This window comes from Anabaena sp. AL93 (genome assembly GCF_001672085.1).
In the GTDB taxonomy this organism is placed as follows: domain Bacteria; phylum Cyanobacteriota; class Cyanobacteriia; order Cyanobacteriales; family Nostocaceae; genus Dolichospermum; species Dolichospermum heterosporum.
This window is the reverse complement of the sequence record NZ_LJOU01000043.1, coordinates 1-22,317: the sequence shown is the minus strand read 5'-3', so window position 1 is coordinate 22,317 and position 22,317 is coordinate 1. Positions and strand designations below refer to the sequence as shown.

Below are 22,317 nucleotides of genomic sequence, written 5' to 3'. Positions count from 1 at the left end.
CCTACAACCCAGACGCATGAAGAGTCTCATCTGTATGAAAGATAAATGAGGTGCAAGGAAAGTGTGATCATAGCATCAAAAATCGTTCAATTTTCCAGACTTGATATTACTTCTAACTTCTTCTAAATCCTCCTGATAGCGCGGCGTGGCGTTAGCCATACTTCTAGCCCTCACAGAAATTGTTCTGGGTTAAATTTTTCAGAGTCAGCAGTTTAGCCCTCTTCATCATCACCAAAATCTGGTTCAACACCAAGAGCGCGTAATTGTGCTGCTAATCTTTCTGCACGTCTTCTTTCTTTCTCCCCTTGTTTTCTTTCCCGTTCTGCCGGTGTGAGAACCCAGTTACCTGAAGCATCATACCAGCGTAACCACTGCCGTTCAATGCCTTGATAGACACCTTGCCACAGTCCCAAACCTAATTCAATATCATTTAGCCATACACGCAGTTGATTGATTTCCAATTCAGCATAACTACTTCCCTGTAACTGAAATGCTCTTAACTGGTCAGTGTAACGGTCAAAAACTAGATAATAGGGTACTCTTAAAACTCGTTCGTAAACTTCCCACTTAGTTGGAGGTTGACTAGCATCTCGTAGGGTTCTCCCTAAATCTTCTTTTTCTGTTCCTGGTGAAATAAATTCTACCACTACAAAAGGATTAACGCCTTCTTGCCAAACTACATAACTCAGCCGCAGTTCTTTTTGTGCATACAACCTGGGGACATCAACGACAGCGAACCAGTCAGGGCGTTTATACCATAATGGATGATGAACATCGTAGTAAAGATTTAAGTCTGTGGCGATAAATACCTGATTTTCCGGGAACTTTGACGGACAAAAAGTTTCCCGTAATAACTGCGGTTGTAAAAGATGAAATTCGTCTGGCAACCCGGGTTCCTCTGGATCTTCGCTAGGTAAATCATACATTGTCGGTAGGAATTCCTTAGCAGAACGCGGTGGGTCTGTTTGATACATAACGGCTGCAAAAAAGAAATGTCAACTTCACTATCAATACCTTGTCCATTTTCTGCTTTGTTGGGTTAAGCGACAGCGCAACCCAACAAATGCGTTGGGTTTCATGCTTCAACCCAACCTACAAATCGGATCATCTGTCAGTCCAATAACTGGATCTAAGTTTAAGGTGACGGTATTCATTAACACTAAATTAGTACATTTGTTCTAATAAAATGATATTTTCAAAAGTAGAGAATTTTTCTTAGTAAAATTAAAAATTTACTGAAGTGTTAGGTTATAATAACTAATGAAATACTGTATCAACAGAAATTTCATCATCCAATGGTTTATGGATGATGTTAAAATTGATGATTATCAAATTACACAAGAGAAAGGAAGATACTTATGAACCGTGTTTTTGTCTTGCTTTGTTTGGCTTTAATAGCTACTAGTTTTGTAAGCCTAGCTGTTACAGCCAAGTCCGTAGAATCTGTTGTTACTCAGTTAAAACTGAAGTAAATTCAAAATATACATTTCGACAATAACGTGACGTTTCTCGCAAAAACATCTATATTGTCTTCTGTATCAAACTTAACCTTACTAGGGGTGGACTGCTCTGATAGAGGCCTCCCCTTTTTTTATTGAGTTACTTAATATAATACACTGGCTCTCTACCGTCGTCAAGTAGTTTATATAAAATATTTTTCTCTCTGTTCTTTCTCGTTCCTAGTCTCTGACTAGGAATGCAGTTGATGAGGCTCTGCCTCAAGTACCAGCACAAAATCGGGTAAAATGGCTTGTATTCTAGGATTGGAGGCAGAGCCTCCTGGTAGGCATTCCCAGTCGGAGTCTGGGAACGAGCAATTATCTACGGTTTAATTTCATTCTAAAATAACTAAAATAAAACATGGTTAAATATGTAAAATGAATGCTCTTGGTCAAATTGTAGTGGCTGCATATACATAATATAAAAATGAGATTAAACTTATCTATGCTCGCTTATAACCATCCTTCCCTTTAGAAGTCGCTGCAATTTGAATAATTTTGAATTTACAAAGGTAGGTAAATTATGCTTCAAGCCTTACCAAAAATAGTAACTTTTGCAGAATTTATAGAATGGCTACCTGATAAGGGACGCTATGAATTACATGATGGAGTAATTGTTGAAATGAATCCACCCGTAGGTTTTCATGAAGATATTATTTGTTTTTTAGCTGAGAGAATCACGGCTGAGTATTTACGATTGAATTTACCGTATGGAATCCCAAAAACCACTTTTGTGAAAACACCAGGAAGCGAATCCAGCTATTTACCAGATGTGTTAGTAATCAATAGAAACATTCTAGCAACTGACCCAAACTGGAGAAAATCAGCAGTAATTTCTGAACCTGATTCGATTCCTTTAGTTATTGAAGTTGTGAGTACAAATTGGCAAGATGATTATTATAAAAAGCTGGGAGATTATGAAAGATTAGGTATTGCTGAATATTGGATTGTGGATTATTTAGCACTGGGAAGTAAAAGGTTTATTGGTAGTCCTAAACAACCAACTATTCCTATTCATCAACTGATAGATAGAGAATACCAAATTAGTCAATTTACAGGTAGTGAATTGATAGTATCATCAACTTTCCCAGAATTAAAGTTGACTGCTGAACAAATTTTTAAAGCTGGTAATATTAATTAAACCTTCCTGCCTGAGTTTTTCCAATTTCTGTAAAACACTGTTTACTTTTTTATGTATAGGACTTACGCAAAATATCTCTCAAACCCTCATTTCTCTGTGAACTCTGTGCCTCTGTGGTTCGTTTTTCCATGACTTGTGCGTAAGTCCTAATGTAGAAATATTTATCTGGAATCTGCTGTACATTTAGGTGGGCAATGCCCACCCTACTGTTTAATAATAACTCGCGGATTTGCGATAATGTACCGCTGTGACAGCATCTTGATTTAAGACTTTACCATCATCAACAGTGGCATAAACTAACCAATGATCACCAGATTCCATCCGACTTTGGACAGAACATTCTAGATATGCTAAAGCACCATTGAGAATAATTCCGCCATTATTTGCCTCTTGAATGTCCAAACCTGCAAATCTATCTTGTCCAGGGGCGTAAACTTTCATAAACTGCTTACGGATTTCCTTCCCTTCTGCCAAGATATTAACTACGAATTTGTTACCCGTGTATGTCATAGTTTCCATAGCCCTATCCTTAGCTACCGCAATGGTTAAACCAGGAGGATTAAAACTGGCTTGTGTTACCCAAGATGCTAACATTCCCGTTTTAACATCACCTTGAGTGGCTGTAACCACACATATAGAACCAACAATCCGCCCTACTGCTTGTTCCACATTACTTGCAGGTTGTTTAGCGACAACTGATTTTTTCGTGGCGCGTTTCAATGCTTGGGCGAAATCAGTTCCCGCTTCTTCGCAGGTTTGCAAGGTAACTTCATTGGGTTTGAATTTAACGCGAATGGTGTCAAATCCAAATCTGTAACCTGCGTCTTTGAGTTTACTTTCGATTAAATCAACGGCTTCTCCACTCCAACCAAAAGAACCAAATACGCCGGCTAATTGATTGTTAGTTGCGGTAGAGAGGACAATTCCTAAAGCTGTTTGTACTGGTGTGGGTGCGTGTCCACCTAATGTGGGAGAACCAATCACGAAACCGGCGGATTTTGCAATGGCGGCTTTGATTTCTTCGGGTTCGGTAAATTCGCAATTGATAGATTCGACACTGACACCGGCTTTAGTGATGCCGCGAGCGATCGCCTGTGCTAAAGTTGCAGTATTGCCATAGGCTGAGGCGTAAATTAAAGCCACTGTCATATCAGCGGAAGTTTGCTGTTTAGTCCATTCCCGATAGCCTTTGGTGATGTCAATTAAACCATAGCGCACCATTGGACCATGACCAGTAGCGTACATTCGCACCGGCAAATCTGCCAATTTCTCCAAAGCCGTTTCGATTTGTTTGGCGTGAGGTGCCATTAAACAGTCAAAATAATAGCGTCTATCTTCGTTAAATACTTCCCAACCTTCATCAAAAACTTGATCTGAGCAAATATGCGCTCCAAATAATTTATCAGAAAACAAAATTTCTGTTTGTGGGTCCCAGGTACAAAGTTCGTCAGCGTAACGGGGGTTAGGAGTGGGAATAAATTGTAAATGATGTCCTTTTCCTAAATCTAGGGTATCTTCTCCCCGCATGACCAAAATTTGTAAATCCTGATTTTCCAAAGCTGCGCGGAGATTTATCGCCCCTGGGTTAGAACAAACAAAGGTAATTTGGGGGGCGATTTCTAGTAATGCTTTTAGTGTTGCGGCGCGGTTGGGGTTAATGTGACCAAGAATTACATAATCGAGTTTTTTGACATCAAACCGCTGTTGTAAGGCTTGGAGGTAAATTTCGGTAAAGGTTTCGCCAGGGGGGTCAAGCAGGGCATTTTTATCGCCTTGGATGAGATAAGAATTAGCCGTTGTTCCCTTGGCTAAAGCATATTCAATTTCAAATCTTAATCTGGCCCAACTGCGCGATCGCAATACGATTGTATCTGTCCCAATGGGCAATATTTGTACGTCACGGGGTTTAGTTTCTGACATAGTTTTATTTCCTTAAACAATTCAATAAAATCAAAATTTGTAAATAATTTTCTTGTCCCCCTCCTCGCTTGCGGGGAGGGGCTAGGGGTGGGGTTCTAATAATGATTCCCCACTTTCCGGTGGTGTACTGCTGTCATGGCATCGGGGTTGGAGACTCTACCGGCGTAGGCTGTGCTGTATACTGCCCAATGATCGCCACAATCCATGCGGCTGACAACTTCGCATTCTATGTATGCTAGGGCATCGGTGAGGATGGGTGCGCCGTTTTCGGCAGGTTGGGTTTTGACTCCTTGAAAACGATCTGCACCAGGAGCAAATCTTTTTAAGAAGTGTTTCATTAATGGTTGATAGTTGCCTTCTTCGAGTACATTGAGGACGAAGCGATCGCCTACTTGCATGAGTGATTCTATGGCTCGATCTTTGGCGACGGCGATGGAAAAGCCCAGGGGTTTAAAGCTGGCTTGACTTACCCAGGAGGCTAACATGGCGCTGGATACGTCGTCTTTTTTGGCTGTGATGATATATAAACCACCGCTAATTCTTCCCAAGGCTTTATCTAAATCAGCCGCAAGGGATTTCATGGCTTTGATGCTTTTGTCTCTTGTCACCCATTGTCCTAAGTCTGTACCCGCTTCTTCACACTTTTTATAGGTGTTGGCTGTGGGTGTGTCCCGAATTTCAATGACGGGGAAAGCGATATTTAAGCCTAAAGCCCGGAATTTATTTAATAGGGGATAGGTGGGTTCATCATCTCCTCCACCGGTTTCAAAAATACCAATTGCTTGTTTTTCTTTGGCAGAACCTAAAACGGTGCTGAGGGCGGCTTGAATGTTAGAATTGCCTGAAGTTGGGGGCATTCCCACAACTAAGCCTGTACAACGTCCTACCAGTTCCCGCAGTTCTTGTAATTCGTTAACGCTGGCTAAATCTACTATTTCGACAGCGACACCAGTTTTTGTCATCCCGTTAGCAATAGATTGGGCAATGCGATCGCCAAAACCGTACTCCCAGACGTAAAATATCCCTACAGGGGTTTCCGCTTTGGTTTGTCCTTGACTCCAACTGCGATAACGTCCGGTTAATTCTTCAACATTATGGTATAGTAGGGGTCCGTGTCCGGTGGCAATCATGCGAATTGTTTTCAATTCTCCCATGCGCTTCATTGCGGACAGGACGGAACGGGCATTTGGACCCATTAAACAATCGTAGTAATATTGAAAATCGGCTTCTATTGCTGCTAAATTGTCATCAAAGGTACTTTCTGAGCAGTAATGTAACCCAAAAGCGTCGCAGGTGTAGAGAATTTGGGTTTTGTGGTCAAAGCTGAAAATGGTATCCGGCCAGTGTAAATTAGGAGCTATGACAAATTCAAATTCGTGTCCATTTCCTAAATCTAGGCGATCGCCATTTTTGACAATTTTCCGGTTAAATGGTTGATGTACCATATCTTCCAAAAACTGAATTGCCACTTTTGACGCAACTACGGTTATATGAGGCGCGAGTTGTAACAAGTCTTTCACTAAACCGCTGTGATCTGGTTCAGTGTGACTCACAATTAAATAATCAATATCTTGGGGATTAATTAAACCCGTGAGAGTATCAAAATAAAGTTGGCGAAACTTTTCATGGGAGGTATCAACCAGGGCGATTTTCTCACCACGAATCAGAAAAGAGTTGTATGTCGTGCCATTTTGTAAACCAAACTCAATATCAAAGCGATCGCGCTCCCAATCTAAAGACCGAATTGCGGTAGTATCTTCACTAATCTCTACAGTATTTATAGTCAGACGCTTTTCTAGTTTCTCGGTAAGCAATACCATAACGCCCCTCTTTAATAAATTGAGTATTTATGCCTTGCTCTTATTGTGGCACGGGTTGAATATTAATTTTTCTTAAAAAACATATACCTCAGTTAAGAAAATTAAAACTGTGAACAATCATCCTCAGTCAAAAGACCAACAGCGTCTTTCCATAGTCCTAATTGTGGGCAATTCCCGCCTTCATTGGGCATTATTCATAGATAAAACCCTATACTCAACTGGGGACATATTTCATCTATCTGCATCTATTATCCAACAATTAGCTCAATGTCCAACCTTAGATAATTGGCTGACAGCGATTTCTCTACCTAACAATCTTCCCATTATTCCAGATTATCCTATACCCCTGATTCTCGCTTCTGTCGTTCCTAGTCAAACCGCACTGTGGCAAAGTTACCCTCATTTGCGTCTGATTACTTTAGAAGATGTACCATTAGAGAGAATGTATCCCACATTAGGAATTGATAGGGCTTTAGCGGTATGGGGTGCGGGAATAACTTGGGGATTTCCCACATTAGTAATTGATGCTGGTACAGCATTGACTTTTACAGGTGCAGACAATCATCAATGCTTCGTTGGTGGGGCAATTTTGCCGGGTTTAGGGTTACAATTTGCCAGTTTAGGGCAAGAAACCGGACAATTACCATTATTAAAACCTGGTTTAATGATATCTTTACCACTACATTTTGCCATGAATACATCAGATGCAATTCAAAGTGGCGTAATTTACACTTTATTAAGTGGGATAAAGGATTTTATTGAGGCTTGGTGGCGGTTATTTCCTGGTAGTCAGGTTGTAATGACTGGTGGTGATAGTAATTTATTGAAAACCTATCTTTATCAACAAGTTCCAGATATAGCAGAACGATTAATTGTAGATAATTATTTGATATTTCAGGGAATTGGAAATATAGTGATTAGGTAATAAATCTCTAAAACTCGGCTCTACCGTATCAGGAACAGATTTTTCCGAATCAACACCTAACCTCTTAACAAGTTTAGATCCCCGACTTCTTTGAGAAGTCGGGGATCTGGGTTTGACGATATATGGTAAAATTGAATTCAAAACCACACAGAAAACATGGCTACAAAAATCCCCGTTACCGTCATCACAGGCTTCTTAGGAAGCGGTAAAACCAGCATTATCCGTCACCTCCTCCAAAACAACCAAGGACGACGGATAGCAGTATTAGTCAACGAATTTGGCGAACTGGGGATAGATGGAGAATTATTGAAATCCTGTCAAATTTGCCCTGAAGATGAAACAGAAGCAAATCCAGAAACTAACATATTTGAACTGACAAACGGCTGTTTATGCTGCACGGTTCAAGAGGAATTTTACCCGACAATGCGGGAATTAATTAAACGCCGCGATAGCATAGATTATATTATCATTGAAACCTCTGGTTTAGCATTACCAAAACCCTTAATTAAAGCCTTTCGTTGGCAAGAAATCCGCAACGCTGCTACAGTAGATGCAGTAATTACAGTAGTAGATTGTGCCGCAGTTGCAGCGGGAACATTTGCTAGTGATTTAGAGGCGATCGCCGCCCAACGGCAAGAAGATGATAGTCTAGAACATGAAACACCATTACAAGAATTGTTTGAAGATCAACTTGCTTGTGCTGATTTAGTGATTTTGAATAAAACTGATTTGGTTGATAGTGAAACACAAGCACAAGTCCTAGAATTAGTCAAGGATGAATTACCTAGAGTTGTGAAAATTGTCTCTAGTGATTATGGTAAATTAGATCCATCTATCTTATTAGGATTTGCTGCCGCAGTTGAAGATAATTTAGATGATCGTCCTAGTCATCACGACACAGAAGAAGACCATGATCATGATGATGAAATTAACTCAACTCACGTGATTTTAGACCGGACATTTGACCCCGAAAAACTACAAGCAACATTAGAAAAGCTGGCACAAGAACAAGAAATATACAGAATTAAAGGTTTTGTGGCGGTTGCTAATAAACCCATGCGGTTAGTTATGCAAGGTGTGGGAAATAGATTTGATAAATTTTATGATCGTCCTTGGAAAGTAGAAGAACCAAAACAAACCAGTTTAGTTTTTATCGGTCGTAATTTACAATCTTCAGCAATAGAATCTCAATTAGTAGCTTTGTAATATGAATATCACAGATTTATTTAACGTTGCCAATCTTTTTGTTTTGCCTTTTTGGGCTTTAATGATTTTATTGCCTAACTGGAATATCACCCGCAAGGTAATGGAATCTTATTTACCTTTTGTAGTTTTAGCGGGTGCATATCTGTACTTATTTGTCACCAGCATTACTCCAGAAAATGCTGCTGCTTTATCAAATCCTCAATTAGCAGATATAGCCAAGTTTTTTAGTAATGAAACTGCTGCTGCTACAGGCTGGATTCACTTTTTGGTTATGGATTTATTTGTTGGTAGATGGATTTATTGGCAAGGTCAAAAAACCGGAATTTGGACAATTCACTCGATAGCTTTGTGTTTATTTGCAGGTCCTTTAGGTGTCCTTTCTCATATTTTCACCTATTGGATTACCAAGGCTTTTTCTAAAGATTCTGAAGGTGTGACAGTCACACAAAAAGCAGAAGTTTAGGAATTTATATCCCCGACTTCTTGGAGAAGTCGGGGATATGCGTATCCTAGAAACCTTGTAGAGACGATCTTATCCCCCTCATCGCTTGCGGGGAGGGGGTTGGGGGTGGGGTTCTTGTTCCGGGTTTGATGACAATTTGCTGTAAATACAACCTATGGGGTTAATAAGTAGGTTGGCGTTGAAAATTGTCGTTATAGCAAGGCAAGAGGCAAGAGTAAAGAAGTTTTCAGCGATTTTACGTTTCTTTACAGAGTTTGGTTTTATTGTGTTCACCTACTTACCAATTATAATTATAGGGTGAGATAAATCACCCTATGTAATTAATATTAAGCTGCTACAGATTTTCTTTCTCTTTCTCTAAATTTGGCATCTAACCAACAGCGTGGTAATTTTTCCCCAGAAGGAAACACTAGTTCTTCTTTTTGATAAATGTCCGTTTCTTGTTCTTCTTGTCCTTCTTGGTCTTGGGCATGGACAATTTTACTAGTGGGGTCTAATAGTTCTTGAACATCAACTATTTTCACTAAATCGCGGCTATCTTTGATTTGTAAAAACATATTGGTCAACCTCCATTATTTAAATGTGTAAATTTGCCAATGGAAAGAAAATGAAGCTTAGATTTCCCGTTGATATTTTTCGACAATATCTACTAAGGTAACTTGACATTGTAAGGGCAACAAATTAATTAAAGATATTTCATTTCTGCCACCGCCAACTTTAACAGTAATAGATTCTAAAGCAGCAATGACTTTTTCTTCATTAACAGCCTTAGCAGTAATTAAAGGATACAATTTTTCAGCAACAATATGGTGCAACTTGGCATCAGCTAAATAAAGATGCCATTTTGCAATATCTATATAAACACTTTCACCAATTTCGGCGGCTAGGGTTTCTAGTAATTCTGTGGTATTAGTTTTAGCCATAAATATAACCTCTTTGTTAGTAACATCGGGATATCTTAGCCTATTTCATATTATTACTCAATTAGCTAGACTTGATCTACTACCACAGGTGAGAATTCCCTAGCTTGTTTTTCTTTCTTTAGGTAGATTTCGGTGGTGTGGGGTCGTAATTAGCGATCGCACCAATGTAAATTAGATGCAGCAGCAATACTCCTACCCAACCAATTGTTACCCCAGGAAGCCATTCCCAGGCAGTAGTTTTCAAAATGTGGAAAAACCACAACCCAGAATTGACAGTTGCACAAATACCAACATGAACAGCGAAATTCATGCGATCATCTAGTTTACGGAAATCTGGATCTTGGCGATCTGGTTTGCGAGGCCAACGAGGAGGCATAAATATAAATGTTCGTGACAGCAGTTAACGCACCTTATTTATTGTAAGGTGTTTGGGGTTGACTTGCTCAGATCCGCAAATAATTTCACCCATCTGGGGATAAGATAATATTGATGGTGTTCCCCAGATGGTAATATGTTCTATAAACTCTGCACAGTTGACTCTGCATAGCTAGTGGGGGCAAATTCGCTACCTCTGGCACTAGGTACTAAAGTCCAACCTGCTTTAAGGAGTTTTTGATAAGTTGCCCAACCCTTAGAACCACGAGGAACGCGATAATCTGGAACTGAAAATTGTGGAAAAGCTGTGTAAGGTCGCCAAGGTTGTCCAGGCGCAGTTTGCAGGTGTAAAATCTTTTCATCATCGCCGCTAGACTTAGATAACCAGCACATTTGTCGAAGCATAGTAAACTCCTGGATTGTTTAGCTGAAATATCGCAAGGACGCTAACTGCGGATATTTAGTGGTGTGGGAAACTGTTATCAAAGTGTTTTTCATTCCCAATCTAAAATTCCGAATTAGTATGACATATTTTGATCATGTCATACTGCTACCAATTCCGATGAAGCTACATAGAATCAGATTTCTAGAATCATTGACCGCAGATAAACGCAGATAAACGCGGATAAGGACGGATGAATTCATGGATTCGATGATTCTGTGCAGTCTCAGATAAAGTTGGTATGAATTGTGATAGAGTTGTTTTGTCCTTATATTTAAGGCTGTAAAGATTATTCTTGTCAGGTAAATTATTTAGGAAGGCAAACTCCTGTGGGCTGCTGTTTATAAAGATGGAAAGATGGACAAGAACAATGGTTTTTTGGTTCTTGATGTTTTTTACTATGTGAATATTTTTATCATGTTATCCACGTTTGCCAGAATTGGATGTATCCATAGTTACGATTTTGCAAAAATTATTAAAAATTTATGGGTAAGGGAATTTATAAGTTAGGAGTTAAGACGAGTTAAGACTCAGAATGGTTGTCAAATCAGTATTTAAAAGATTGGAGATTTTTTGAATATCAACCATCACCGTTATGATTTAAGATAGCTATATATTTGTTTTTCTATTGATATAGATAAGCGCAGATAATGAATAAACCAGTTATTTGGATCAATGGAGACTGTCTGAGTCCCCAAAACCCTGCATTTCAGCAATATCCCCAAACCCCAGCCCTTTGGGTTTGGGATGATGCTTTAATTGCAGAATGGCAAATTAGCCTCAAACGCCTGACTTTCATTTATGAATGTTTGCTAGAATTACCTGTAGAAATTCGCCGGGGAAATATAGCAGAACAAGTTTTAGCTTTTGCGAAGGAACATAATACTAATTTAGTTGTAACTACAGATAGTCCCAGTCCCAGGTTTGATGATATTTGTGATCAAATAGAAAAGTCTGTAAAGTTGGAAGTTTTTGCTGTAGAACCGTTTTTTGAATATGACGGATATATTGATTTAAAGAGGTTTTCTCGTTATTGGAAAGTAGCAGAAAAATATGTTTTCGAATAAGAAAATAAATTTCAGAGGGAACAGGGAACGGGCAACAGGGAACAGGAAAAACTCATGTTTAAAAACATGAGATTGAAATAATGACACTGTTTTTTTCGTGCTACGCATCTTTTAAAAACATCCTTTTTTTGACTGAGCTTTAAACTCAGCAACTTTTGTTTCTTATTTGCTCCCAGTTAAGAGTTCCCTGTTAAGAGTTCCCTTCTTTTGTAATTTACAGCGATTTATAAAATGACTACTAAACTTGCTGATGTTCAAAATCTTCTCTCAGATTTAATTTCCCGTTATTCTTCCCGTGTGGATTATTTAATGATTCGCTTGGAGGAAGCTGAAGGAACAGATATTGTTTTGCGTGGTGATAAAGTGGAAACTCTCAGCGAGGGAATTTCTATTGGTGGTCATGTTCGCACTTGTTATAAAGGTGGTTGGGGATTAAGTAGTTTTAATAAACTAGCAACCATTGAAGAGCGCATAGAAGAGGCGATCGCCGCAGCCCGGATAGTGGGTGATGAGGAAACTATACTTGCAGCCATTGATCCCGTACAAGCCGTATGTAAATTACCTCTGTTGGGTACTGATCCCCGTCAGGTTTCGCTAAAGCAGAAAAAGCAATTATGCGATCGCTATACTGACTTACTTAAAACAGTTGATCATCGAATTACTACCACCTCAGTTCATTATAGTGACAGTACCCAAAGAGTAATTATTATCACATCTGAAGGAACTTTCATTGATCAATCTTGGGTAGATATGGAAATGCGCTTTGCAGCCACAGCCAGGAATGGGGAGACTGTCCAAACTGGCAGAGAAACCACTGGTTCTCGCAAAGCCTACGAAGATCTAACTAATTTAGACAAACAAGTTAAAGGTGCAGCAGAAAGAGCAGTTACGTCTTTATTTCTACCATCTGTTAAGGGTAATACGTACACTGTAGTTATTGATCCCATTCTCAGCGGTTTGTTTGTGCATGAAGCCTTTGGACATCTTTCCGAAGCAGATATGGCTTATGAAAATCCCGATATTCTGGAAGTCATGACTCTAGGACGACGTTTCGGACCAGAAGAACTGCAAATATTTGATGGTGCTGCACCCCAAGGACATCGCGGTAGTTATTTTTACGACGATGAAGGTACACCAGCGACAACTACCCAGTTAATTGAAGATGGTGTATTAGTTGGTAGACTGCATTCTCGTGAAACTGCTGGGAAATTAGCAGAAAAACCCACAGGAAATGCCCGTTGTCTGAATTATCACTATTCCCCTATTGTGAGAATGACAAATACCTGGATTGAACGGGGGAAAACCCCAGTCGCGGACTTATTTACGGGGATTAAAGAAGGTGTTTTTGCCCAAAATTGGTTAGGGGGAATGACGAACGGGGAAATGTTCACTTTTAGTGCTGGGGAAGCTTGGATGATTAGAAATGGCAAAATTGCTGAACCTGTAAAGGATGTGACCCTTTCCGGTAACGTTTTCCAAACCCTCGCAGATATCGAAGCCATTGGTGATGATTTTTACTGGGATGAATCCGGGGGTTGCGGTAAAGGTGGACAAAATGGTTTACCCGTCGGTTGCGGTGGTCCGAGTTTACGCATTCGGGATGTGGTGGTGGGAGGGGAAAGTGGAGAATAGTTCTTCCTTATCAAGATTGATTATAACATATTTTTTGGTGCAAGTCAATAGCTTCAACCCATAAAACGCGAAAAATTATCATTCAATTTAGATTCCTGACTTCTCCCCGCAGTCGGGGATTTTATTTTTGGGGACTTATGGGAGATATTGAGGAAGAAAGAATTAAATTGAGGACATTTAACTCATGAGAATTTAATAGGTACTTTTCTGTAAATATTTTGTTTCTGATTTCTTCTAAGCTATAACTTCTAAATACCACAAAGGGAAATTCTTTGTAATTATGACCAATTGGTAAAACATTACCGACGGGATATAGTGAACGAATGTAGGTGGATAAAATATCCTTAAATCTTTGATCTTCCGGTTCTTGGGGTTCATTTTCAAAATATTCTTTCATAACTTCCCCACTAATAAACGCAAATAATGGTAAAGCGTAATATTGATCATTGTGTTGACTACTTTGTTCGAGTTTTTGGGTTTTCTTGACATCATCTTTGAGATTTTTCACTAATTCTATAGCATCTTGAATAGCAAATCGTAAATTTTCTGGATAATAAGATTTGCGGCGGGTAATTTCGTGCATATTTTTCCACAGTTCTTCATTAGCGTAGGTTGCTATATCAGCTAGTCGCATTTGATAAGTTTCTTCTAACTTATTATTAGCAATAGGAACTACCAGCAAACCACCACTAATATAACCAGGTTCAAGTTTTCCAAAATCTAGTAACTTATCTAAAGTATGAGAAATTTCTGAAAACTTGCTGTTAAAAGACTTTTGTAGTCCTAAATAATTAGACTCAGTTGTACTTTGAATGACAAAATCTGCTCGTCCGAGGAGATTTTCTAAATTTGTATAAACTTGTTTTAGCAATATATCACTTTTAGTGCGTTGATATTCTGTTTTTAATTGACGAATCAGGTTGACCATTTGAGCAGAAAATGTTTCTCCAGCAGTAAAAACAGATTTTCCACCGATAGGAATCAGCATAAAATTATCTCGACCTATGCGACTATAACCAAAAATCCGGGTCATGATAGAACCTTTTAAAATCAATAATATATTTAATAGACTCAGCGCACTTTCTTGTAAAGATATTTCTGCATCATCTTGATAATATACTGCTCGTTCTGCTAAGTAAAAAATTAATTCTTTTTCTTGACTATCTATATGCTGATTTCCCCGACCTCTGTAAATAACTTGAATTATTTCCATAAGGTTTTTTTCAATTTCAAATTTAGGAATTTCTACTAAAATATGTTTAGCTTTAGGAAAGGATAAACCGCGACTACCGGAAGCAGTCATAAAAATAACATTGACATTTTCTTGAAATTTCTGAATTTCTTTCTTTTCGTGATCAGAAATATTTGCGTGTATTTCTAAATAATCTGTACATTTTTCAAACTTCCCCCAGTTCCGCTTAATTTTATCAATTAATTCTGCTAATTTACGCTTGTTTTGAATATAAACAATTATTTGTTCAACATCTGACCGTTGAAGGAGAGATTCAATATCTTTTAAAATCTCAGTTTGTAACCCAGATTCTAAATTATATTGTTGATTTAATCCCCCTTCTTCCCTAAATCTACAAGATTCAACTAATACTTGATAACTAATAGATAAACTACTTGCTGGGTAGGAGTTAGTATTAATAACAGTTGATTCTAAACCTTTAAATATTAATGGTTGAATAGAAAGAGGTTGAGCCGTATCTACCGCACGGCGGAAATATATTTTATCTGGTTCTGGGGAGGTATCAGATAGGTGTTGAATAATCACGTTTTTATCAACAATAGAAGCATCAGCAACAATTACTTTAGTATTAAAACCATGTTGAGAATCCATTAATTGATACTTTTCTATTATTTGATGAATTCCATTTAAAAACTCCACACCTCCATCATCACCTGTAATTTCATCTATCATGATAAATAGGTGTTTAATTCTCCCAGATATTTCTTGCATTTTTTGCGGTAAAACTTTACCATCTGAGGTATTATAAGCATTTCTAAATATCTTATCAAAATGCTTTAATGTATTACCAGCATCAGTCATTTTCAAGGATTGAATAGAAGCAGTTGCGATAATATTATTCGATATTTTTTGTTCGATAATCGTGGAAATAGCTTCGCAAATACTATTTAAAACACCCTGCTTTTTTTGTCCAATATCTTGAATTACATCTTCCTTAGTTCGCTGAAATCTGTCCGAACGTCTGGCTTTTTGTTCAATATCTCTACTATCGAGAAAGTCAACAGACTTTTCAATAAATTTACCCTGACGCTGGTTAGATGTGTATTGAACTGTGTAACGACCAAAATTATTTGTAATTAGGTTGCTGTTAGTGTTTATAGCTAATAATTTGTCATGAGATAATTTTCCGGTATTTTTATCTTTGAATTTTTCGATAATATCCAAATTAACTTGTTTGCGAGGACTAACATAAAAGAAAAGAAAACCTTCATTTATATGTGCTTTCAAAAAATCAACAATTGCGGTAGTTTTACCAATTCCCGGATTTCCCGTTAAAAATATATAAGTTGATTGAGAAACTAAAGCTTTTTTAATTAATTCAGCATGAGCATCTCTTAATGTTATACTTCCAGTTAAACCCAAATCATTCATTAATTCTGAAGGAACTGTCCCCACAGAATTGATAAATCCCGTAATTTTCTCTGTGTGACGCGGTAAAAGGGTAATTTTATCAGCAGGAATTTCTAAAAGAGAATCAACAAACTCCTTACCACGTTCAAAACTCCGGTAAGCACTGCTTTTAATTTTATTTAAAACTTGCTTACGTGCTTGGGGAATTTCTTGGGGACTGGAATCATGCTTGTAAATCTGATAACAGGTTTTTAAGATATCGACATTTTCTCGTTGAATGGATATTGTGCTAATTCCGCGATCGCTATATCCTATAGAATTGAAAACTACATTTGCTGTATCTGGGAGAATAGTGGTTTTTTGGAGAAATTCATAGAAGCTATGGAGATAACAAGCAGCTTGAATTGATTTGGTACTTTCTTTGTCTCTATATTTGAAAGCAGTAAAGTATGTCTTTAAACTTTCCGAAAATTCTAAACCTAAAGATTCAGTATCAATTCTCAGATTAGAAAAAACACTTTTTGACCGTAAATAACTAATATCTCGCAGCAATAACCGACGGATAATTTCTATATAATCAATATTTTCAACATCTTGATGAGAATTAATAGAAAATACTGATAAATCAACACAAATAACTCGATACTCTTTTCGATGACGTAATAAAATTAAAGTATCTGCATTCAGAAATTCACCTTTTTTCTGATAATTTGTAATATATTGAGGGATGTTATCTAAGTTATCAAATTGAGATAAGACTTCACCAAACCATTGAAAATTATCTTTGGTGTCATAAGTACCAATACTATTATCACCATTAAACCGACATTGATAATATAAGATTTCTATATTTTTTAACTTGTGTGGTTTATCCCAACCAGTAGATTTGATGTATTCTCGCAAGAAATTAAAGCCACTTAAAAACCCCTTTTGAATAAAGAACACACTCCAAGTTTTAGCCATTTCTCTTTCTACAGTGCTGATAACTTTATCAATAACTCGCTGTTGAATTTTAGATAACTTTAGTTGCTGTAGTTCCTGACGATATAAATCACCAAATTTGTGCTGAATTTTCTGTTCTTCAATATAAGCAAGAACCCCAATATTAAAACCTACTTCAAACAAACGTCCCAAATCTTCAGCTATTTTAGATTTCATGTTAATTTTCAGATAATTTTACAAAAAAAGGGAATAGGGAACAGATAAGAAACTAAAGTTTCACCAGTTTAGAGATTCAGTTAAGAAAAAGATGTTTTTAAAAGATGTGTAGCCCGAAAAAACAGTATCATTATTTCAATCTCATGTTTAAAAAGATGAGTTTTTTTCTGTTCCCTGTTGCTTCTTCTTCTGAAAGTTTTAGGGTTAATACCCTTCGGGAAGCAAGCTACATGAATTACCCCTACTGCTTTGCATTTAACACTTTTCTCACAAGAGTTAAAAATGCTAAAGAGTTAAATTCACCTTTTCCTTTAAAATGATTAAGTAAAGAAAGTTTACCAACGGATTTATCTCCGATTAAATTGTCGTAAGGATCTAGTTTAATGTGAATTTGTTTGTCGGCTTTTTGGTAGCGGGAGAAGTGAAATAAAGTTAAATATTGTAAGATATCGTCTTTTAACGAACCATCAAAAATAAGTCCTTTATGGATATCTTCATCATCAAGAATTCCTTTATAACTATTTAACAGCGTCGCATAGGAAATAACACCTCTATAATATCTTTCTTCCTCCTTACCTACTTTCATTCCATTAAATAAGTTGAAAAATACAACAGATTTCTTGCTAGGATCTTCAAGTAATTTTGTTAGTTCTACTGTGTCTTGAATATACAAAGAACTAGCTGCAATATTTTCTAATCTAACCGCATAGTATTTATCAAAAAACATGGGATAGATTTTAATATCATGATATTCAGATTTTAAACCTCTAATTACATCTCTTGACATAAAGAAAAGTCCATCGTCATCTTCTGTTTGTGTTAGATGCAATGTGCTGGTATAAGGTGCTTTAGCAATATAGACAATGTGCTTGTATCCCAATTGGTAAAGTTCAGTCACTTTATCAATAATCACGCTGGGATTTGTAAACATTTCTTGGTTATTACAGTTATCAGAAAAAGTTGTCGGTAACTGGAATTTAATTTTCCCATTTTTCATGTTTACACAGATGATTTCTCCCATTAAGTTGGAGATTTTTGCAGAACCATTCCAACCACGATCACTTTCACGACTGGAGACAATAATAATGGCTAATTTGTCTAATTTGGGAGATTTTGAGGAACTATTGAAAGTGAATTTTTTGGGTAAAACAGAGTACAAAGAACTCATGGTATTAGGGATTTTATATCCCAAATCTCGGATATCAATTCCCTGTTCATTCGCACGATGAGTTTCGTTGAATAAATGAGATAAAACAGCAGATAAAGAAACTATAAATTTTTCTATCGGTGCATCATCATCTTTGGCATTTAGATGTAATCTGAGAATGGGAATAAATAATCTTTTCTGCTTGTCTAATAAAACTTTAAGACAAATATAAGCAAGCAAACCGTAAGTAAATTTATAAACAAAAGCTTGAGGAGGTTCTAGTTTTTTATCTTCTAAACGATAGGGAAATAATAAAAGTTGTCGAGTTTTGAAGTGTTGACTATAAATACTTAAACATCTCGGATCATCTAAAGGTGCAAAAATTACTGGTAATGCACGGATAGCATTTAAATCATATTCCATGTTAAAGGTTTCTTGATCTTCTGTAGCAAAAAAGTGAATGTCGTTGATAGTAACTTTAGCTGGTAGGGTACAAAGAGAATTTGTTTCTGTATTTGGTTTTCCCAAAGATATGTATTTTAGAACTTCCTTGGGATTTCTTCTGACAACAGGTTTAAAAAATGTATTGTTATTAAAAATATTCTGGGTATCTTCTTCAAGAATGCCATTTTTTACAGAAATATGTACAGGATACTCTCTTGCGGGAAAGGAAGTTTTACGCTTGAGGAGACTTTGCAGAACACTCTTGAGACGATTAATTTTAAAATGAACATTAAACTCAGTAAAATCTCCAAGAATTTTCTGAAATAAGTCCTGTTTTGCTATATCATCAGACCCTTTCAGTATTGATATTACTCCTTGTTCAAATTCTGTAATAGGATCATATTTTAATTCATCATTCAGGTTGTAGTCCTTTTTTTTTGGATCTTGACAAGACGCAAATAAAAAATAGTACAAAAATGCTATTCTTAATACCTTTTTTGCAAATGATTCTCGCTGTAAAGGATCTGTAAGTGCATCTTTATGTTCTTGACTATCTGGATTCAGGATATTGAGACGATAATCAAAAACGCTTTTACCACCGTCAGTATGAACTTTACCATCAAACTTCAATTTTAGTCCAAATACAAATTGAATTGCTCCTTGATTTTCATCTTTTGTTTCTCCCAAAAAACCTTCTACTATGGGAATAATTGGCAGCATATTAAATGCTTCACCATTAGAAAAGGCATCTTTGTAATTAACTTCAGCACCCGCATAATTAACGAGGTAATCACCATCAGCTTTGTTACTATCATTGATGTATGTTTCTATAAGTCTGAGTCTTCTAATCAAATCTTCTAAATATATAGCACCTGGGATAGCACCTGTTGCATTTAAATTACTAGTCTTGGTCTTGATATTTTCTAGCAGGAACTCTAAATAATTTATCTGTGCTTGTTTTTTGAGTTTTCCTAATGTTTCCTTATTGAAAACATCCCGCAACCGGAAAAGGTCAGAATTTTTATCTTTTTCTAAGTCTTCAAGAATGTATTCTAAGTCTTGTTTTTCTTCAGCATTTGCACCCGCAAATTTCACCCGAATATAATTTTCTAACCCCTTTCGCAATTCTGCATCAAAATCACGGGTTTTCTGCACAGAAATAGTTAGCTTGTGAACTTTTAGCAATTCTCTGTTTTCATGATTCTTTTTATTAAAAGTTAACCGTTGCTTTTGCAAATTGTCATAAGGAAGAAAAGGATATGTAAAGTCTAATTTAGCTGTTGTCCCTTTGAATGTCTGTAAATCTGTAATTAGGTTACTAACAAATTCCTCTATTGATTTACTATTTCCTAATGATGATTCTAATATTTTTTCAACACAATCTTTAATTGCGTGAATTTGAGTCCGAAATTTTACTTCAGAACCTGGACTAATATTTACGGTAGCAGAACGAACACTATTTGCAGATGCTCCCAAGGGATTTTCTACTTGCAAATTAGCAACTTGAGTTGCTACCTGATCAATATTGATTCGTAAACGTTTATTATCATCAGAAAGTTTAAATATTTCTTGATTGGGTTTCTGTAATACTAACAAGATTTTTGCTAATAAATCAGTATAATCAACATTGGCTAAGTCTGGATTTATGGTTATTTTGTTCATTTGCACCCTTCATTGTTGTTTTTAAAATTAATTACTATAAATAATAATGCCTTGCGATTTGACAAGTCAAGATATATAAATAAAAAATAAATTATAGATCCCCGACTTTTCCAAAAAGTCAGGGATCTGTTTATCAGTCAGTTACACCAAAGCCGCTACCTTCCCCAACAAACCCTCAAACAAGCGCAAACCATCGCTATTACCTAACGCGGAATCTGCTGCTCGTTCTGGATGTGGCATCATGCCCAAAACATTGCCTTGAAGATTACAAATCCCCGCAATGTTGTTGAGTGAACCGTTAGGATTTTCTTGATAACGAAATAAAACTTGTCCGTTGGCTTCGATTTCTGCTAAAGTAGTTTCGTCACTGTAGAATCGCCCCTCTCCGTGTGCGATGGGTAAAGTGATGATTTCCCCTTCAAAATAACCTTGAGTCCAATGTAAATTATTACGCTCAACTTTCAAGGGAGAGCGATCGCAGATAAAATGCAAATCCTGATTTCTCGCCAATGCCCCAGGTAATAAACCAGCCTCAGTTAATACCTGAAAACCGTTACAAATACCGATGACAAATTTACCTTGTTGTGCATGGTTGATAACTTGCTGCATCACAGGAGAAAAGCGAGCGATCGCCCCACATCGTAAATAATCCCCATAACTAAAGCCACCGGGGACAATTACCACATCTATATCACTAATATCCGTCTCTTGATGCCAAATCATCCGCGTTGGTTGTCCTAGCAAATCTCTAGTCACATAGGCAACATCACGATCGCAATTAGAACCTGGAAAAACTAAAATACCGAATTTCATTGTTTGTCAGAGGAATAGGAACAGGGAACAGGGAACAGGGAACAGGGAACAGGCAAGAGGCAAGAGGCAAGAGGCAAGAGGCAAGAGGCAAGAGGCAAGAGGCAAGAGGCAAGAGGCAAGAGGCAAGAGGCAAGAGGCAAATTATTTATTTTCTCAATACTATTGCCAATTTTCCAAAATATGTCTGAAACCCAATAAAATCGTGAGGATATCAATAGGGTTTCAGGGATTTGGCAATAGTATTGTTTCTATTACCAATTACCAATCACCAATTACCCATTAGCAGTTTCAAAATACGCCAGTTTGTGATTCTACCTCAATCAAGTCAAAGCGATAATTTTCGATGACCGGATTAGATAACATTTGGTCACAGATTTGATTTAAGTCTCGACGCGCTTTCATTTCATCAGGTGCGGTAATGGTTAACTCAATGTACTTACCAATTCTCACCTGTTCCACATTGTCGTATCCCATTTGTTTGAGGCCAGATTGTACAGCCACACCAGCAGGATCTAAAACTGAAGTTCTCAGAGTCACGAAAATTTTAGCTAAATATTTTATTTGCACAGGCTTTTTGCTGAATGCTGCGATCGCTATCCTATAACTTTTCCGGTCTAACTGAGTGAAAATATAATCAGGAAGTAGAAGTAATTCATGAATTACTTCTACATAAATACAAATTTAACAACGATTTATGAGAGCCATACATACCCGTAGTCAAGAACGGATTTTAAACCTGTTACAAAATCTTAAACAAGGCATTTCTGCTCAAGAAATTTACGTAGAACTACGTAATCTCAACCAAAGCATGGGTTTAGCAACAGTTTATCGTTCCTTGGATGCTCTGAAATTAGAAGGCTTAGTGCAAGTGCGAACTTTAGTAAATGGTGAAGCCCTTTATAGTTTAATACAACAGGACAAGCATCATCTAACTTGCCTCCAATGTGGCATTTCCATTCCTATTCATCAATGTCCTGTCCATGAACTCGAAAATCAATTACAAACCAGTCATCAATTTAAAGTGTTTTATCACACTCTAGAATTTTTTGGACTATGTACAAAATGTCAAGCTAGTAGT

18 protein-coding genes are annotated in these 22,317 nt (G+C 37.1%); 7 read left to right on the top strand and 11 right to left on the bottom strand.

Annotated features, from left to right (window positions below; translation table 11 throughout):
* Positions 1-212: 212 nt before the first annotated feature.
* A complete protein-coding gene (locus tag AN486_RS12970; RefSeq protein ID WP_053538326.1) occupies positions 213-974 on the bottom strand; it encodes a Uma2 family endonuclease in 762 nt (253 codons plus the stop codon).
* A 1,048-nt stretch (positions 975-2,022) separates the two neighbouring features.
* Here AN486_RS12970 and AN486_RS12965 point away from each other — a divergent pair.
* A complete protein-coding gene (locus AN486_RS12965; RefSeq protein ID WP_053538327.1) occupies positions 2,023-2,640 on the top strand; it encodes a Uma2 family endonuclease in 618 nt (205 codons plus the stop codon).
* A gap of 210 nt (positions 2,641-2,850) precedes the next feature.
* Here AN486_RS12965 and AN486_RS12960 read toward each other — a convergent pair whose 3' ends face one another.
* A complete protein-coding gene (locus tag AN486_RS12960; RefSeq protein ID WP_290600957.1) occupies positions 2,851-4,560 on the bottom strand; it encodes a diflavin flavoprotein in 1,710 nt (569 codons plus the stop codon).
* Between the two features lie 95 nt (positions 4,561-4,655).
* Entirely contained in the window at positions 4,656-6,380 is a 1,725-nt protein-coding gene (locus AN486_RS12955; protein ID WP_290600955.1) for a diflavin flavoprotein, read from the bottom strand.
* Between the two features lie 109 nt (positions 6,381-6,489).
* On the opposite strand from AN486_RS12955, the gene AN486_RS12950 reads away from it, so the two are divergent.
* From AN486_RS12950 to AN486_RS12940, 3 genes are all read left to right on the top strand, one after another.
* Positions 6,490-7,305: a pantothenate kinase gene (locus AN486_RS12950; RefSeq protein ID WP_053538330.1), complete on the top strand. Its 816-nt coding sequence runs from the start codon at positions 6,490-6,492 to the stop codon at positions 7,303-7,305.
* Positions 7,306-7,461: 156 nt separating this feature from the next.
* Positions 7,462-8,511, top strand: a complete 1,050-nt coding sequence (gene cobW / locus AN486_RS12945; RefSeq protein ID WP_190382294.1) for a cobalamin biosynthesis protein CobW — start codon at positions 7,462-7,464, stop codon at positions 8,509-8,511.
* A 1-nt stretch (position 8,512) separates the two neighbouring features.
* The gene (locus tag AN486_RS12940; RefSeq protein WP_290600953.1) at positions 8,513-8,974 is read left to right on the top strand and encodes an ABA4-like family protein; all 462 of its coding nucleotides are present in this window, start codon (positions 8,513-8,515) and stop codon (positions 8,972-8,974) included.
* A 326-nt stretch (positions 8,975-9,300) separates the two neighbouring features.
* On the opposite strand, the gene AN486_RS12935 is transcribed toward AN486_RS12940, so the two are convergent.
* The 4 genes from AN486_RS12935 to AN486_RS12920 form a co-directional block, all read right to left on the bottom strand.
* On the bottom strand, positions 9,301-9,531 hold the full coding sequence (locus AN486_RS12935; protein WP_053538333.1) for a hypothetical protein: 231 nt from the start codon (positions 9,529-9,531) through the stop codon (positions 9,301-9,303).
* A 57-nt stretch (positions 9,532-9,588) separates the two neighbouring features.
* Positions 9,589-9,897 (bottom strand): DUF3181 family protein, encoded by a 309-nt coding sequence (locus AN486_RS12930; protein WP_027401947.1) that lies wholly within the window; start codon positions 9,895-9,897, stop codon positions 9,589-9,591.
* Positions 9,898-10,015: 118 nt separating this feature from the next.
* Positions 10,016-10,273, bottom strand: coding sequence for a hypothetical protein (locus AN486_RS12925; RefSeq protein ID WP_053538334.1), 258 nt, complete (start codon positions 10,271-10,273; stop codon positions 10,016-10,018).
* 140 nt (positions 10,274-10,413) lie between these two features.
* Positions 10,414-10,677: a hypothetical protein gene (locus tag AN486_RS12920; RefSeq protein WP_190382292.1), complete on the bottom strand. Its 264-nt coding sequence runs from the start codon at positions 10,675-10,677 to the stop codon at positions 10,414-10,416.
* A gap of 687 nt (positions 10,678-11,364) precedes the next feature.
* Between AN486_RS12920 and AN486_RS12915 the strand changes: the two genes are divergently transcribed.
* Positions 11,365-11,781 carry a DNA polymerase gene (locus AN486_RS12915; protein WP_053538336.1) on the top strand — a complete coding sequence of 139 codons (417 nt, stop codon included), beginning with the start codon at positions 11,365-11,367 and terminating at the stop codon, positions 11,779-11,781.
* 231 nt (positions 11,782-12,012) lie between these two features.
* Entirely contained in the window at positions 12,013-13,413 is a 1,401-nt protein-coding gene (locus AN486_RS12910; protein ID WP_290600950.1) for a TldD/PmbA family protein, read from the top strand.
* A 121-nt stretch (positions 13,414-13,534) separates the two neighbouring features.
* On the opposite strand, the gene AN486_RS12905 is transcribed toward AN486_RS12910, so the two are convergent.
* From AN486_RS12905 to purS, 4 genes are all read right to left on the bottom strand, one after another.
* Positions 13,535-17,173: a helicase-related protein gene (locus tag AN486_RS12905; protein ID WP_290600947.1), complete on the bottom strand. Its 3,639-nt coding sequence runs from the start codon at positions 17,171-17,173 to the stop codon at positions 13,535-13,537.
* 241 nt (positions 17,174-17,414) lie between these two features.
* Positions 17,415-20,426, bottom strand: coding sequence for a hypothetical protein (locus AN486_RS12900; protein ID WP_290600946.1), 3,012 nt, complete (start codon positions 20,424-20,426; stop codon positions 17,415-17,417).
* A 141-nt stretch (positions 20,427-20,567) separates the two neighbouring features.
* A complete protein-coding gene (gene purQ / locus AN486_RS12895; protein WP_053538340.1) occupies positions 20,568-21,239 on the bottom strand; it encodes a phosphoribosylformylglycinamidine synthase subunit PurQ in 672 nt (223 codons plus the stop codon).
* Between the two features lie 288 nt (positions 21,240-21,527).
* Positions 21,528-21,806 carry a phosphoribosylformylglycinamidine synthase subunit PurS gene (purS, locus tag AN486_RS12890; protein WP_027401955.1) on the bottom strand — a complete coding sequence of 93 codons (279 nt, stop codon included), beginning with the start codon at positions 21,804-21,806 and terminating at the stop codon, positions 21,528-21,530.
* A gap of 127 nt (positions 21,807-21,933) precedes the next feature.
* Between purS and AN486_RS12885 the strand changes: the two genes are divergently transcribed.
* On the top strand, positions 21,934-22,317 hold a 384-nt coding region (locus AN486_RS12885; protein WP_290600943.1), incomplete at its 3' end, for a Fur family transcriptional regulator.

What these genes read in the sequence shown, in the direction of transcription:
- AN486_RS12970 (WP_053538326.1), bottom strand. Translation starts at nt 974, where the DNA reads ATGTATCAAACAGACCCACCGCGTTCTGCTAAGGAATTCCTACCGACA.
- AN486_RS12965 (WP_053538327.1), top strand. Translation starts at nt 2,023, where the DNA reads ATGCTTCAAGCCTTACCAAAAATAGTAACTTTTGCAGAATTTATAGAA.
- AN486_RS12960 (WP_290600957.1), bottom strand. Translation starts at nt 4,560, where the DNA reads ATGTCAGAAACTAAACCCCGTGACGTACAAATATTGCCCATTGGGACA.
- AN486_RS12955 (WP_290600955.1), bottom strand. Translation starts at nt 6,380, where the DNA reads ATGGTATTGCTTACCGAGAAACTAGAAAAGCGTCTGACTATAAATACT.
- cobW (WP_190382294.1), top strand. Translation starts at nt 7,462, where the DNA reads ATGGCTACAAAAATCCCCGTTACCGTCATCACAGGCTTCTTAGGAAGC.
- AN486_RS12940 (WP_290600953.1), top strand. Translation starts at nt 8,513, where the DNA reads ATGAATATCACAGATTTATTTAACGTTGCCAATCTTTTTGTTTTGCCT.
- AN486_RS12935 (WP_053538333.1), bottom strand. Translation starts at nt 9,531, where the DNA reads ATGTTTTTACAAATCAAAGATAGCCGCGATTTAGTGAAAATAGTTGAT.
- AN486_RS12930 (WP_027401947.1), bottom strand. Translation starts at nt 9,897, where the DNA reads ATGGCTAAAACTAATACCACAGAATTACTAGAAACCCTAGCCGCCGAA.
- AN486_RS12925 (WP_053538334.1), bottom strand. Translation starts at nt 10,273, where the DNA reads ATGCCTCCTCGTTGGCCTCGCAAACCAGATCGCCAAGATCCAGATTTC.
- AN486_RS12920 (WP_190382292.1), bottom strand. Translation starts at nt 10,677, where the DNA reads ATGCTTCGACAAATGTGCTGGTTATCTAAGTCTAGCGGCGATGATGAA.
- AN486_RS12915 (WP_053538336.1), top strand. Translation starts at nt 11,365, where the DNA reads ATGAATAAACCAGTTATTTGGATCAATGGAGACTGTCTGAGTCCCCAA.
- AN486_RS12910 (WP_290600950.1), top strand. Translation starts at nt 12,013, where the DNA reads ATGACTACTAAACTTGCTGATGTTCAAAATCTTCTCTCAGATTTAATT.
- AN486_RS12905 (WP_290600947.1), bottom strand. Translation starts at nt 17,173, where the DNA reads ATGAAATCTAAAATAGCTGAAGATTTGGGACGTTTGTTTGAAGTAGGT.
- AN486_RS12900 (WP_290600946.1), bottom strand. Translation starts at nt 20,426, where the DNA reads ATGAACAAAATAACCATAAATCCAGACTTAGCCAATGTTGATTATACT.
- purQ (WP_053538340.1), bottom strand. Translation starts at nt 21,239, where the DNA reads ATGAAATTCGGTATTTTAGTTTTTCCAGGTTCTAATTGCGATCGTGAT.